The following is a 15,715-nucleotide window of genomic DNA, read 5'->3' as shown; positions in this document are numbered from 1 at the left end:
ACGCCGATGAACCCGAATAACTGTCTGGATTTTGAAAAACCGATAGCCGAGCTGGAGGCAATGCTCAGGGAATTGCGGCATTTGAGCACCGAGCAGGACTTGAATATCAGTGATGAAATCGCCCGTTTGGAAGCAAAAAGCAAAGCGCTGACCGAGTCGATCTTCGCTGCTTTAACGCCTTGGCAAATTTCCCAGATCGCCCGTCATCCCTTGCGGCCCTATACGCTGGATTATTTGGAGCGCATCTTCACAGACTTCGACGAATTGCATGGCGACCGAACCTTTGCCGACGACCATGCCATTGTCGCTGGATTGGCGCGGCTGGATGGCCGACCGGTACTGATCATTGGTCATCAAAAGGGCCGGGACACCCGGGAGAAAATTTACCGTAATTTTGGCATGCCCCGACCGGAGGGCTATCGTAAGGCGTTACGTTTGATGAAGCTGGCGGAACGCTTCCGATTGCCGGTTCTGACCTTTATCGACACGCCAGGCGCTTATCCGGGCATTGGCGCAGAAGAGCATGGCCAGAGCGAAGCTATTGCTCGCAATCTGTTTGAGATGAGTCGATTGCGAACGCCTATTATCGGCGTTGTGATCGGTGAGGGCGGTTCTGGCGGCGCGCTGGCGGTGGGAGTCTGCGACCGGGTGTTGATGCTGCAATATGGCACTTATTCAGTCATCTCACCGGAGGGGTGCGCGGCGATTTTGTGGAAGAGCGCTGACAAGGCGCCGGACGCCGCCGAAGCCATGGGACTCACCGCCGACCGCTTGCTGAAGCTTAATTTGATTGATGGAATTATTCCCGAACCACCAGGCGGTGCGCACCGCGACTTGGCGTTGACCGCAGAGAATGTCCGACTCGCGTTGCGGGAAAACCTTCAGACGCTGGATGCGCTATCAATCGACGATCTGCTGGAGCAGCGTTATCAGCGACTGATGGGTTATGGCGTCTTCAAGGAAGCGGCGCCAGCGACGTCATTGCAATCGACCTGGCAGAGTAGCGTAGCGGCGTTGCTGGGGAAGGATAAGGAAGGTTAAGCAGCGATACAAAAACTCCCCGATGGAACCCTTCCATCAATATCTATCCCAACTTTTGATCGCCCATCCCCAGATTTGCCGACTGATTGTTGGCTACAGCGGCGGCCTCGATTCCCATGTCCTGCTGCATGGGTTGGCGATGCATCGCCCGTACTGGCTGACCCAAAAACTGGAGGCGATCTATGTTGATCATGGTCTGCAAACGGCGTCCGCTGTCTGGGGCGAACACTGTGCTGAGGTTTGTCGCGATCTGAATATGCCTTTTCGAGTACTGAAGATCGACGCTCGACCCGTACCGGGGGAAAGTCCCGAGGCTGCGGCCCGTCGCGCCCGCTATGCCGCCCTCGCTGCTGAATTGGGTTTCGACTCTGCGTTATTGACCGCCCATCACCGCGATGATCAGGCCGAGACTTTGCTCCTGCAATTGCTGCGCGGCGCGGGTCCATACGGGTTAGCAGCGATGCCGGCGGTAAGTCGCTTGGGTCAGGGCCGGTTGCTGCGACCGTTTTTGGAAGTGGACCGCGCTGAATTGCTGGCTTATGCGGGTAAGCACGGTTTACGCTGGATCGAAGACGCCAGCAATACGGACACCGGTTTTGACCGCAATTATCTGCGCCATCGGGTTTTGCCCCTGCTGCGGGAACGCTGGCCTGCTGTGAACCGCACGTTGAGCCGCTCCGCCCGGCTGTGTGCGGAAACAGCGGCCTGGCTCGATGAAGAAGCCGTTGCGGATTTGGCTCGCGTTGCAACACAGCATCCTGACCGTTTAGCGGTTCCGGTCTTGCGGGAACTGAGTGCGGTTCGCCAGCGCAATCTGCTGCGTCACTGGTTGCGGCGGTTGCATCTGCCCATTCCCGACGCCCGGCAATTGCAACAGATTGTCCACGATATGTTGACTGCTGCTGCTGATCGTAATCCCTGTATACGCTGGCCGGGTGCCGAAGTCCGGCGTTATCGAAACGCGTTGTACGCCATGCCGCCGCTCAAACCGCATGATGCCCGGCGGACCTTGGTTTGGCGATCTGCTGGCGATCGTTGGCCGCCCCTGGATTTGCCTGGCATCGGTCGATTGGAATTACGTAAAACCGTGGGTGAAGGATTGCGCGCCGAGATGTTGCAGAGTGGTTCGCTGCTCGTCGCCTTCCGTCAGGGCGGGGAACGGTTCCGGCCTGTGGGTCGAGTCCATGGCCAAGAGTTAAAGAAGCTGTTGCAGGAAGCAGGCATTCCGCCGTGGGACCGGGAGCGGTTGCCTTTGGTGTATGGGGTTAAGGAGGGGGTAATTGCTCATCCGCTCCTTGCCGTCGTGGGACTGGGGAGTGCCGCCGACTTTGCCGCCGGATCGGGCGAAATGGGTTGGCTTGTTATTGCAAATCACGAGTTCTAGGCCGTTCCGTGACTCCATGTCCCTGCTGGAAAAGTCCAAGTACTACCAGTTGATTTTGAGAAAAAAGCCGTCTTCGATAGATTGTTCGAAGAATGGCGGGCGCAATATCCCCCTTCCGAAATCAACCTCGGTTATACCCCCGAGGAACTGTGTCAGTTAACGGTCTCCGACATTGATTCCCACTTTCCGGCCGAACGCTATAGGGAGATCAGGGAACAGATCAAACAGCAAAGTTATATAAACAGGACTTTCGCTTCACACTACATGTACCGTTGTTCTTGCCAGTAAATCCACTATATACGGTGGTATGGAGCCATCCAAGCGAAAGTCCTGATAAAGTTCGAGACCACTCAACAGGCCAAAGATGGCCGCTTGATCCCCGTTGAAATGACCATCTACTACCGGGGCGCGAGCTGAGCGGAATCGGTCTAATACCGGAGAGCGCATAGGCGCTTGAAGGTGGTTAGGCCCGATTACCGCTCCAGCGAGTTGATAGGCGGAGCGCGCAGCGCGACGCCTGCAACTCGCGTCGAGCGAAGCTCGGCTCGCGCCCCGATAAGCGCTCCGCTTATCTTGGTGGATAACTTGGTGGGCTAGTAACATGGTACTCCTAGACGAGTTATGGAGTCGCCGGGTCAAACCACCCCGGCGCTTCGCGCTACCCCTTGTATGTTTGGAATTTAGTAAAGTATCCCGAAACGTGGTAGCGCGATCCCCCTCTGGGACTCACGATCCCGTTAAGGAGCTTGACGCGCCGCGTTCCGGTTTTTGTGAACCTCAAGCCCGAACAGTTGATGGGCTTTAAAGCCGTATCGTGCAAGGTGGGGATAAGGAACACACGATGATCAAGAACTCATTGACCGTTGCCGTTGAACAAGCCCTCCATCCACAAGCGCACCGGGCCGAAATCGGCGCGGCGATCCCGTCCGCCGGTTCTCTGCCAGCGCCGACCGACGCACTGCCGGCGGAATGTTGGGTGGGGATTGATGTGGCCAAAGCCCATCTGGATGTGGCGATCTGGCCCACCCAGGAACGGTGGCGCGTACCCCGCGATGAAGCGGGTTTGGCGGCATTGATCGCCTGGCTGCAACCCCAGACACCGCGGCTGATCGTCCTGGAAGCCACGGGTGGCTTGGAAACCCTGGTCGCCGGGATGTTGATCGAGGCGCAGTTCCCGACGGCGGTGATCAATCCACGCCAAGCGCGGGACTTTGCTAAAGCCTTGGGGGTTCTGGCCAAGACGGACGCCTTGGATGCCTTGGCGCTGGCCCGGTTTGGCCAGTGCATTCAGCCCCAACCCCGTCCCTGGAAAGACGAAGAGACCCAGGCGCTGACGGTGCTCCTCCAGCGCCGGCGGCAACTGACGACCCAGGTAGGATTGCTATAAATCATTACGTTGGCGCCGACCCTTATAACAACCCTCATCACTATTTTCTTATAAAAAATTGTTTCCTATGTCAAATGCACCATTAAACGAATCACCGCTTATTCGAGTTTCCGGAATCGATATCGAGTGGGATATCGAGAAAGGAACCTGTGAATTCAGCAAATTGCCCGTCGCCATGATGTGGGTGGATACGACCCTTGCAGGGTTGCTCTCAGGAGTTCAGGCCATGGTGGGAACCAAGCGTTTCGCCTTAGCTTTGCAAAGTGAGGGGCGAAAGAGCGTAGAAACCGATTGGCAAGTCATTTCCCAGTTCACGGATTTCCGGGAAGGCTTTGCAGCCATTGCCAATATTGCGGCAGTGGCCGGTTGGGGCAAGTGGTTAATCGAAGAGTTAGATCAGGAAAAGAGAACTTGCCGATTCCGAGTATTTGATAGTTGGGAAGGTCGCTATCAGAAAGCCTTGCGCGTGTCTTGGGGCAGCGCCATGTTAGCCGGGAAGATGGCCGGATATTGCACCAAGCTTTTTAGTATGAATTGTTGGGCCGAGCAGGTCTCGTATATTTCCAATAATAACGCTTTTGACGAGTTCGTTGTTAAGCCCTCTTCAAAATCGGTTGAAAGTGAGATTGACCGCTTGTTCATTACGAATGAAGCAACCCGGGCCGACATGGCCGTTGCGCTCCATCGCCTCTCCAAGGAAATAAAACAGCGCGTACTGGCTGAAGAAGAACTACGCGAAAGCGAGGCCCGTTACCGCGCATTATTCGAATCCTCTCATGACGGCGTTTTTTTACACGATGGACCCGTATTTGTGGAGTGCAATCAGGCCGCTCTGGATTTGGTGAAGGCTACCGACAAGACTCAGGTGATAGGACATACGCCTATTGAGTTCACCGTTGAGGACCCTGACAGCCCTCAGTCAGCATTTGAAAGGATGTCAGAAAAAAACGCGGCGGTATTCTCAGGAGAGCCGCAGATATTTGAATGGCCGGTGCGAAGGTTGGATGGCGTAGAGTTGTTGGTAGAGATTCGCCTGACACCTGTGGTTATACAGGGAAAACTGATGTCACAGGCCATATGCCGGGACATCACTGAGCGTAAGAAGATCGAAAATGCACTGCGGGCAAGCGAAGAGAAATACCGGGGTATTTTCGATGGCTCGGTCGCTACCATTTATGTTTTCGACAAGAACAAGCGTTTCATCGACAGCAATCAGGCCGGCCTCAACCTTCTCGGCTATTCACGAGAAGAACTGCTACAGATGCACATTCCGGATGTGGACGCCGATCCGAAGGTGGTTTTGCCAGCTCATGAAGAACTACTGGCCGGTGAACGCATCGTCAACTACGAACACAATTTGCGCCGAAAGGACGGCAGTATTATCTCCGTTTTAAACAATTCACGGCCGATCAGAAATGAAAAAGGAGATGTCATCGGCATGCTCAGCACGCTGATTGATATCACGGATCGCAAGAGGGCGGAGCGCAGCGTCCAGGAAACCGCCACCCGCTACCGCAGCCTGTTGGACAACCTGCCACAACTCATCTGGCAGAAGAACAAAGAGGGTGTCTATGAATCCTGTAATTCGGCGTATGCGAACAACCTTAATTTTTCCCGTAATAACATCGCCGGCAAAACGGACTACGACCTCTACCCGAATGAACTGGCCAAGAAGTACATTGCGGATGACCAACGCATCATGGCTAGTGGGCAGATCGAGAACTTCGACGAACATTGGCTGAAAGGAACTGAGGAACGCATTGTCCATACGACGAAGATCCCCTTGCGAAATGCAAAAGGCGATATTTTTGGGACTTTAGGAATTGCTGAAGACATCACCGAAAGAACTCATGCAGAAGAAGCTTTGCGCGAGCGAGAGGAAATCATGAGCGCCATTGTGTCGCAGGCCGGCGATGCCATTGAACTGGTCAATCTGGAGACCTTCCGTATGGTTGAATTCAACGACACCGCCTATACCACGCTCGGTTATACCCGCGATGAATATGCTCAACTGACGGTGTTCGATATCCAGGGAGAATTCAAGGAAGAACAGTTAATATCCATGGTTGAAACCATCCCCATGAACGGAAACATGCAAGTCGAGAATAAACATCGGTGTAAAAATGGTTGTCTGATCGACGTCCAGGTGAACGTAAGGAAGATCAAGATTCGAGGTCATCCCCACGCTGTCGCTGTTTGGCGTGATATTACCGAGCAAAAACACAATGCTCAGGAATTGGAACGTTATCGCCAACAACTCGAGCAATTGGTCGAGGAACGCACCGCTGAACTCAAAGTGGTCAACCAGCAATTACTGGATACCCATTTCGCCATGGACTGTACCGGCATCGGCATCCACTGGGTCGATGCGAAAACGGGGAAATTTCTTTATGTGAACAGTTATGCGGCCCAATTGTTGGGTTACAGCGAAGAGGAAATGCTGGAGTTGACCATACCGGATATTGATCCAAATTTTCCACCCGGGGACTTCCAAACCAATACCAAGAAGTTATTTGCCAGTGGTCCAGCCCATTTCGAAAGTCAGGAAAGAACCAAGGATGGCGCTTTAATTCCCGTTGAGATCAGCGGCTATCAGCTACCGGCAACGAAAGGTCTACCCAGCCGCTTTATCACTTTTATTTCAGATATCACTAATCGTAAACAAGCGGAACATCAAATATTATCGGCCAAGGCCATGGCCGAGCAGGCCAATCTGGCCAAGAGCCTCTTCCTGGCCAACATGAGCCATGAGATCCGCACGCCGATGAACGGGGTGATTGGCATGACGGACGTGTTGCGCAACATGCACCTGACCGACGAGCAGCGCAAAATAGTCAACATCATCCACGACTCGGCTCAAACCCAGTTGGGCATTCTCAACGATATTCTTGATTTCTCCAAGATCGAGGCGGGCAAGCTCGATCTCTCCATCGAACCCTTCGCCCTCGCCGACGTGGTTGAGAAGACCTACGCCACGCTCGCCGAACAAGCCCGGCAACAGGGGGTGAGGCTGCGTCATGCTGTGGATCCGCATCTCCCCCCGGCACTAGAGGGCGACGCTCTACGGGTACGGCAAATCCTGTCCAACCTCATCACCAACGCCATTAAGTTCTCCAGTGGACTGGACCGCGCGGGCGATGTTGAAGTGGTTGCGCGGTTGGCGGGCGAGGAAGACCGTAACATCTGGGTTGAGCTGTCGGTGCGCGACAACGGTATTGGCATGGATGCGGCGACGCTGGAGCGGGTGTTTCATCCCTTCGCCCAAGCCGATGTCTCGACCACGCGCCAGTACGGCGGGACGGGACTGGGACTAGTGATCAGCACGCGCCTGGCTGAAGCGATGGGCGGCGCAATCCGGGTGGAGAGCACGCCGGGGGTCGGCAGCACCTTCACCGCGCGTCTGCCGTTTTCCCCGGCGGATCCGGAACAATTGCAGGTGAGTGCTACCGAGCTTCAGGAGGTGGCGGATGGGATCTGTTCCGTTCCCGATCGTGCGGAAGCCCTTGCACAGGGACGGCTGATCCTAGTGGCCGAAGACAACACGACCAACCAGGAGGTGATCCAGCAACAACTAGCCCTGCTGGGCTATCGGTGCAACATTGCCCCGGACGGACAGGCGGCCTTCCGCCAGTGGCGAACCGGGGAGTACGGCTTAATCCTGTCTGACCTGCACATGCCGCACCTGGACGGTTACCAACTCGCCCAAGCGATCCGCCGGGAAGAAGCGAACCGCGGGGGTGCGGACCACATCCCGATCCTGGCCTTGACGGCTAACGTGCTCCAGGGCGAGGCTGAGCGCTGTCAGACCGCCGGCATGGACGGCTACCTGGCCAAGCCGACGCCCTTGTTACAACTTCGGGAACAACTCGCTCACTGGCTGCCGGTGGTGGCTGATGCGAGTTCACTGGGCCAGACCGCCGAGGCGCCGGCCTTGGCGGAGGCCACAGAAGAGATGGAGGAGGCGGGTGAACGACCGGTGTTTGACCCCGGCGTACTCGCGCAGATGGTGGGGGACAAACCGGCGATCCACCGCCGCTTGCTGGAGAAGTTCCAGGTCACGGCGCAGACGCAGGCCGAGCGTCTCCGCGCCGCCGTTACCGGGGGGGATACCGCCGCCGTCGGCCAGATTGCGCACGGCCTCAAATCCAACGCCCGCGCCATCGGCGCCCTGCAGCTGGGCCAGGTGTGCGAAAAGCTGGAGCATGCTGGTAAAGCGGCGGACAGACCTGTAGTCACCGTACTATTTCCAGCGTTTGAATCGGCGTTTAAAGTTGCCAGAGAGACCATTGATAGCATTCTTGTAAGAGCGTGAAGTTTAAACATGAAGTCATTCATTCAATTACGCAACCTATTTCTTTCATTACTTTTTGTTGTGCTATGGGGTTGCATGTATTGGTTTCTCGATGATGTCCAGCGAAGAGAGCAAGAGAGCTATCAAGCAACTCATACGGCGGTCCTGACGGCCGTCTATCAAGCCAGCATCGAGCGCCTGCAGCTGGCAACGAAGTTCATGGTTGACCAAGGGATACGACGGGAGGAAATTTTGAAAATCTTCGCCAGGGGCGTGCATAGCACTGGCGAAGCCCAGCAGCAGGCAAGGGACGAACTCTATCGATTGCTCTTGCCTTGGTACCAATATTTGAAGGCGCAAGGTATTCAACTGGTCCAGTTCCATACCCGGGATGCGCATAGTTTTCTACGTTTTCATTTACCTGACCAATACGGCGATTCATTGCGGGATGCGCGGCCGGCTTTGGTCCAGGCCAATACCAATCAAAAGATCGTCACCGGATTTGAGATAGGACGGGTGAAGTCGGGTTTCCGCAATGTGTTCCCAATTTCTTATCACGGTGAGCATCTTGGCAGTGTGGAAATCAGCCTCTCTTTCGATCAGCTCCGTGACTCCATGGCCCTGCTGGAAAAGTCCAAGTACTACCAGTTGATTTTGAGAAAAAAAGCCGTCTTTGATAGATTGTTCGAAGAATGGCGGGCGCAATATCCCCCTTCCGAAATCAACCAGGATTTCGTTCTCGATAAGGCGCTCAGCGAGGACACAAACGCTTCCTTCAAACCGGACAATATTCGAGAGATCGACGCCCTGCTCAGGCAAGATGTCACCCTTGCAGAGAAAATGGCCCGCGGTGAAAACTTCTCAATATCGATTATGAGCTCCAGCGGTGAGTGGTGCATTTCGTTCGTAGCGGTCATAGACACCCTGGGCAAGAAAGTCGGCTACTTCATCTCCTATGAAAAGGATTCAGCTCTCTCCATACTGCGGCAGGATTTTTTCAAGCATCTTATCGTCGGAACGTTAATGCTCCTGGGATTGTATTGGGCTATCTGCATGCTCCATGTGTCCAGAACCGCATTGAAAAGGGAGAAACAGCGACTTGAGGTTATTATGAGCGCCATTGGCGATGGCCTGTATGTCATGGATAACAAAGGTGTCATTACGCAGGTCAACAACGCCTTTACGGAGTTGCTTGGATACGAAGCCGATGAAGTCGTTGGTCGGCTGGGTTGTAAGGTTTTCCATAGATATGCGGATTCAGAGCAGACCAACACCTTCCTTTCTTGCCCTATTCACACCAAGGTCAGTGAGAGCGAACGCTATTTTGGGGAGGAACGCTTCCTTCGCAAAGACGGCGGAATAATCGATGTTGAAATAAACAGCCGCCCTATTAGCGATAAAGGCATCATCGGCTCGGTATCCGCGTTTCGCGACATTTCGGAGCAAACGCGGCTCAAAGAGGAGAGTCAGGCCAAACAGCGCCTGATCGACTCGATTGTCGAGAATATTCCTAACATGATCTTTTTGAAACATGCGAAAGACCTGCGTTTTGCCATGTTCAACAAGGCAGGGGAGGATCTGCTGGGCTATGACCGGTCAGAACTGCTTGGCAAAAGCGACTATGACTTCTTCCCCAGGGAACAGGCAGATTTCTTTACGGGTAAGGATCGAGAGATTTTGAACGCAACGGGAGTCCTGGATATTCCTGTAGAGCCGATTGAGACGCACCAGCATGGAAGCCGGCTGCTGCATACTAAAAAACTGGCATTGCGTAATGACGCTGGCGAAGCGGAATATCTGCTCGGTATCTCGGAGGATATCACTGAACTTCACCAATATCGCCAGCATCTTGAGGAACTGGTGGAAGCTCGTACCGCTGAACTGAAACGAGTCCACCAGAACATCGCGGATACTCAATACGCCATGGACAAGGTTGGGATCGGCATCACATGGGCGGATTTCGCCACGGGGCGTTTCACCTATTCTAATCCTTATGCCGCTGAGTGCCTCGGTTATACCCCCGAGGAACTGTGTCAGTTAACGGTCTCCGACATTGATTCCCACTTTCCGGCCGAACGCTATAGGGAGATCAGGGAACAGATCAAACAGCGAAGTTATATAAAGTTCGAGACCACTCAACAGGCCAAAGATGGCCGCTTGATCCCCGTTGAAATGACCATCTACTACCATGCGGCCGAAGGGAGTCCCGGTCCCCGCTTCATTGCCTTCCAAACCAACATCAGCACCCGCAAGGAAGCGGAACGCGCATTAAGGGAAACAAAGGAGTCTGCCGAAGCGGCCAATTTGGCCAAGAGCCTTTTTCTGGCCAACATGAGCCACGAGATCCGCACGCCGATGAACGGCGTGATCGGCATGACGGACGTGTTGCTCAATACGCGTCTGACCGACGAGCAGCGCAAGATGACGCGCGTCATCCGCGACTCCGCCCAAACCCAGCTGGGCATTCTCAACGACATCCTCGATTTCTCCAAGATCGAGGCGGGCAAGCTCGAATTCTCCATCGAACCCTTCGCGCTGGCCGAGGTGGTCGAGAAGACCTGCGCCACGCTGGCCGAACAGGCCCGGTCGACGGGGGTGACGCTGCGTCATACCGTGGATGCGCACATCCCCCCCCTGGAGGGTGATGCCCTGCGGGTGCGGCAGATCCTGTCCAACTTCCTCAGCAACGCCATCAAATTCTCCAGCGGTTTGGGCCGCACGGGGAACGTTGAGGTGGTCGCGCGGCGAGCCGACGGAGTAGGGGACCGGGTCTGGATCGAACTGGCGGTGCGCGACAACGGCATCGGCATGGATACGGCGACGCGGGAGCGGGTATTTCATCCCTTCACTCAGGCTGACGCCTCGACCACACGCCAGTACGGCGGGACGGGGCTGGGGCTGGTGATCAGCACACGCCTGGCCGCGATGATGGGGGGTGAGATTCGGGTGGAGAGTACGCCGGAAGTCGGCAGCGCCTTCATCGCCCATTTGCCGTTTTCCCTGGCGGATCCGGAAAAACTACGGGTGACCACCCCCGAGACCCCGGAGGCGGCAGACATGGCCCGTTCTGTTCCCGGCCGTGCGGAAGCTGTCCAACAAGGGCGGCTGATCCTGGTAGCCGAGGACAACGCGACCAATCAGGAGGTGATCCAGCAGCAGCTCATGCTGCTGGGCTACCGGTGCGACATCGCTCCGGACGGGCGGGCCGCCTTCCGCCAATGGTTAACTGGGGAGTATGGCCTAATCCTGTCTGACCTGCATATGCCGCACCTAGACGGCTACCAGCTCGCCGAAGCGATCCGTCGGGAAGAAGCTAACCGTGGGGGTACTAGCCACACCCCGATCCTGGCTTTGACGGCCAACGTGCTCCAGGGCGAGGTCGAGCGCTGCCAAGCTGCCGGCATGGACGGCTACCTAGCCAAGCCGGTGCCCTTGTCGGAACTCAGGGAGCAACTCACCCATTGGCTGTCAGCCGTCGCGGATCCGCGTCCAGCGAGTCCGATGGCCGAGACACCTGCCCTTGTCGAAGCTACAGGAGATACCGAGAACGCGAGTGAACCGCCAGTGTTCGACCCTGGCGCGCTAACGCAGATGGTGGGGGACAAACCTGCGATTCACCGCCGCCTGCTGGAGAAGTTCCAGGTCACGGCGCAGGCGCAGACCGAGCGCCTGCGCGCCGCTCTGACCGAGGGGGACGCCGCCGCCGTCGGCCAGATCGCGCACGGCCTCAAATCTAACGCTCGCGCCATCGGCGCCCTGCAACTGGGCGACCTGTGCGAAAAACTGGAACAGGCCGGCAAGGCCGGAGACACGCATGCGGCGCAGCGACTGACCCTCCTCTTCGAAAAAGCTTACGAGACTGGCATGACGACCATCAATACCCTGCTTGACAGGTAAACAACGCCGGAATGCCATGATGTCACGATGAATTCGAGATCAATCCGAAAGCGTTATTTTCGGGAGCCGCTCCAGTGAGTCCACGTTGAAAAACAGCAATGTCAGGTCGATAAACAGACTCCTGTATGGTCCGCTGCTGGCGGCGGCCTATGTCGTGACAGGCAAGCTCGGGCTGATGCTAGCCTTACCGCCAGGTTATGCCTCCGGGGTGTTTCCCGCCGCTGGACTGGCGGTCGCAGCGGCCTATTTGTGGGGTCGAAGCACTTATCCATGGATTTTCCTGGGTTCCCTGATGCTGAACCTGTGGGTGAGCGGCTTCGATATGACGATACTTGCGGTCACGGCGGCAACGGGTATCGCGTTGGCCTCTACCCTGCAAGCGTTGGTCGGGAGCCTGCTCCTGCGCCGGATCATCGGTTCAGACGCCCCACTCGACAGGGGAGTCCAGATCGGCTGCTACCTTCTGCTCTCCCCTCTGATTTGCCTGGTTAGCGCCACCCTGTCTATTACCAGTCTGTACGCCTTGGGGTTCTTCAAAGCCAACAAGATTTTCGAGGAATGGTCGACCTGGTGGATAGGCGATACCCTCGGCGTGGTGGTCTTTTTTCCTCTGATGCTGGCCATCTTTGGCAAACCGGCCTCGGAATGGAAGAAGCGTCGACTCATGGTCGTCATCGTCACTAGCCTCTCATTGGCGCTGGTAGTCATGGCTTATATCAAGTCCAGTCAAATCGAGACGGGTAAAGTCACCCAGTCCTTTTTGTTCGAAGCGGACCGCATCGCCGTGCAGATTCAGGACAAGTTTGACGGGCAGATGTACCTGCTGGATCAATTGGAAACCTATTTCTCCAAAGCAAGTACTCATGTGGACAGGGAGGAGTTCAATGTTTATGTACAACCTGCGTTGCGGCGATACCCCATGCTTCAGGCCATCGAATGGGCACCACAGGTGACCCAGATCCAGCGTCAGTCATTCGAAAATGATCAGAAAGGGGCGTTTCCACAGTTTGAGATCCGTGAGCGTGATGCGTCAGGCGTCATAGTGCGCGCCTCCGTGCGGCTCACCTATTACCCCGTCACCTACGTTGAACCCTTGAGCGGCAACAAGGAGGCGGTTGGCTTTGATCTCACTTCCAACCCTGCCCGCGAGGCGGCGGTCCTGAAGACCCTGCGTACCGGCAAGCCTGTTGCTACCGAACCTATTCGGCTGGCCCAGGAGAAAGGCTCGCAGGCCGGCATACTCCTGTTGCAAAGGGTCAATACCTTCCCGCCGGGACTGGTTTTGTCCGTCCTGCGCATGGGCGATTTCATCTCAAAGTTCGTGCCCAAGGATTCCGACATGGATGTGACTCTTGTTGACAATCAACTGGGCGATATCCTCTATGGCAAGCATCCGGACCGGTCTGCCTTGGCCGAATTCGAGCAAAACCTGCATTTCGGCGGCAGGAAGTATCAGTTACGGATAACGCCTATGGCTGCGTACATCGAATCCCACCATAGCTTGCAAAGCTGGGGCTTGCTGGTTATAGGCACACTGGGTGCCGGCCTGCTGGGCGCGATTATGCTTCTGACGACGGGTTCGACGTCCCGAGTCGAAAAATTGGTCGATGAGCGCACGGCCGACCTCAACGCCGCGCGGCTCAAGCACCAGCGCCTAGTGGATGACATCGGCGATGAGTTCTTGGTATTCAGCTACGCCCTGGATGGTACGATCACCTATGTCAGCAACAGCTTCGAAGCGATCTTCGGACAGCCCAAGGAGAGGATTTTGAGCAGATCCTGGATGGAGATCATCCAATGGCTTCCGGAAGACCTGGAGGCCGCCATGCAAGGCTTGCAGGACCTGCTCTCAGAAAAGATTGAGCACGCTCGGATTGAAATGCGCTTCGTCCACCCCGACGGACAAATTCATACCATCTATACGTCCAGTCATATCGACAAGGAACCCTCCGAGAATATCAGTTCTGTGGAAGGTGTTCTGCTGGACATCACAGAGCGCAAACGGGTCGAAATCGCATTGCAAGCCGCCATGATCGCTGCGAAAACCGCCAATCAGGCCAAGAGTGCTTTTTTAGCCAACATGTCGCACGAGATCCGCACGCCGATGAACGGAGTGATTGGCATGATGGACGTGCTGCTCAACACGCGCCTGACCGACGAGCAGCGCAAGATGGCGCGCATCATCTATGACTCCGCCCAGGCCCAGCTCGGCATCCTCAACGACATCCTTGATTTCTCCAAGATCGAAGCCGGCAAGCTGGATTGCTCTATCGAACCCTTTGCCCTGCCAGAGTTGGTCGAAAAGACTTGCGTTGGGCACCTCGGAGATGCGCAGCAGAAAGGAGTGACGCTGCGGTACGACGTGGAGTCCCAAATCCCCCCAGTCCTCGAAGGCGACAGTTTGCGGGTCCGGCAGATCCTCAGCAACTTCATCAGCAACGCCATCAAATTCTCCAGTGGACTGGAGCATTCGGGGGCGGTGAGGGTGTCCGCACGGCAGGCGGGTAAAGAAGGCGGCAGGATCTGGGTTGAACTGTCGGTGCGCGATAATGGCATCGGCATGGATGCGGCGACGCGGGAGCGGGTGTTCCATCCCTTCGTCCAGGCCGATGCCTCGACCACGCGCCAGTATGGTGGCACGGGGCTGGGGCTAGTGATCAGCACGCGCCTGGCCGAGGCGATGGGGGGTGAGATCCGGGTGAAGAGCACGCCGGGGGTGGGCAGCACGTTTACCGCCCGTCTGCCGTTTTCCCCGGCGGATGAATCAAAACAGGTGACAACCACCGATACCGAAGAAGTGGTCGACGTTGCCAGTTCCCCTCTCCCCCGCTGCGCGGAAGCCGAAGCCATTGTGCAGGGACGGCCAATCCTGGTGGTCGAAGATAACGAGATCAATCAGAAGGTGATCCGGCAGCAACTTGCCAAGCTGGGCTACTCGTGCAACATCGCCCCGGACGGGCAGGCAGCCTTCCGCCAATGGCGGACCGGCAACTACGCCCTGGTGCTGTCCGACCTGCACATGCCGCGCTTGGATGGCTATCAGCTCGCCGAGGCGATCCGCCGAGAAGAAGTTAACCGTGGGGGTATTAGCCATACCCCGATCCTAGCCTTGACGGCCAACGTGTTCCAGGGGGAGGCCGAGCGCTGCCAGGCCGCCGGCATGGATGGCTACCTGGCCAAGCCGGTGCGGTTGTCGCAATTGCGGGAACAACTCGTCCACTGGCTGCCGGTTGCCGCAGATCCGACCCCGGCGGGCGCGAGAGCCAGGGTGCCGGCCTGTGCAAAGGCTACAGTGGCGACGGCGGACGCCGGTGAACCCCCGGTGTTCGACCCTGGTGCGCTGACGCGGATAGTGGGAGACAAACCGGCGATCCACCGCCGCCTGCTGGAGAAGTTCCAGGTCACGGCCCAAGCGCAGGCCGAGCGCCTGGGCGCCGCCCTGGCCGAGGGGGACGCCGCCGCTGTCGGCCAGATTGCGCATACGCTCAAATCCAACGCTCGCGCCATCGGCGCTCTGCAATTGGGCCAGGTGTGCGCAGAACTCGAGCAGGCTGGCAAAGCGGGCGACACGTCGGCAACACAGCGATTGATCCCCCTCTTCGAAAAAGCCTACGGGACCAGCATGACGACCATCTATACTCTGCTTGATAAGTAAACAGCGTCAAAGTGCCATGATATAAGAGGTTTTGTCCGGTAGCCCTTAGGCGACTCACAA

6 protein-coding genes are annotated in these 15,715 nt (G+C 56.5%); all 6 read left to right on the top strand.

Translation table 11 applies throughout. The annotated features are described in order from the left end of the window. Positions 1 to 6: 6 nt before the first annotated feature. The 6 genes from accA to H6973_00065 all read left to right on the top strand — a co-directional run bounded on the left by accA (position 7) and on the right by H6973_00065 (position 15,655). Entirely contained in the window at positions 7 to 1,041 is a 1,035-nt protein-coding gene (accA, locus tag H6973_00090) for an acetyl-CoA carboxylase carboxyl transferase subunit alpha (GenBank protein ID MCP5124070.1), read from the top strand. A gap of 22 nt (positions 1,042 to 1,063) precedes the next feature. Beyond that, positions 1,064 to 2,425, top strand: coding sequence for a tRNA lysidine(34) synthetase TilS (tilS, locus tag H6973_00085; GenBank protein MCP5124069.1), 1,362 nt, complete (start codon positions 1,064 to 1,066; stop codon positions 2,423 to 2,425). Positions 2,426 to 3,266: 841 nt separating this feature from the next. Further along, on the top strand, positions 3,267 to 3,812 hold the full coding sequence (locus H6973_00080; protein MCP5124068.1) for a transposase: 546 nt from the start codon (positions 3,267 to 3,269) through the stop codon (positions 3,810 to 3,812). A 67-nt stretch (positions 3,813 to 3,879) separates the two neighbouring features. After that, the gene (locus tag H6973_00075) at positions 3,880 to 8,124 is read left to right on the top strand and encodes a PAS domain S-box protein (GenBank protein ID MCP5124067.1); all 4,245 of its coding nucleotides are present in this window, start codon (positions 3,880 to 3,882) and stop codon (positions 8,122 to 8,124) included. Between the two features lie 9 nt (positions 8,125 to 8,133). Beyond that, a complete protein-coding gene (locus H6973_00070) occupies positions 8,134 to 12,000 on the top strand; it encodes a PAS domain S-box protein (GenBank protein ID MCP5124066.1) in 3,867 nt (1,288 codons plus the stop codon). Positions 12,001 to 12,085: 85 nt separating this feature from the next. Beyond that, positions 12,086 to 15,655: a CHASE domain-containing protein gene (locus tag H6973_00065; GenBank protein MCP5124065.1), complete on the top strand. Its 3,570-nt coding sequence runs from the start codon at positions 12,086 to 12,088 to the stop codon at positions 15,653 to 15,655. Positions 15,656 to 15,715 lie beyond the last annotated feature (60 nt).

The organism is Gammaproteobacteria bacterium, from assembly GCA_024235095.1.
In the GTDB taxonomy this organism is placed as follows: domain Bacteria; phylum Pseudomonadota; class Gammaproteobacteria; order Competibacterales; family Competibacteraceae; genus UBA2383.
Note: the sequence above shows the minus strand (reverse complement) of the source record. Positions and strands in the feature narration are given on the sequence as shown.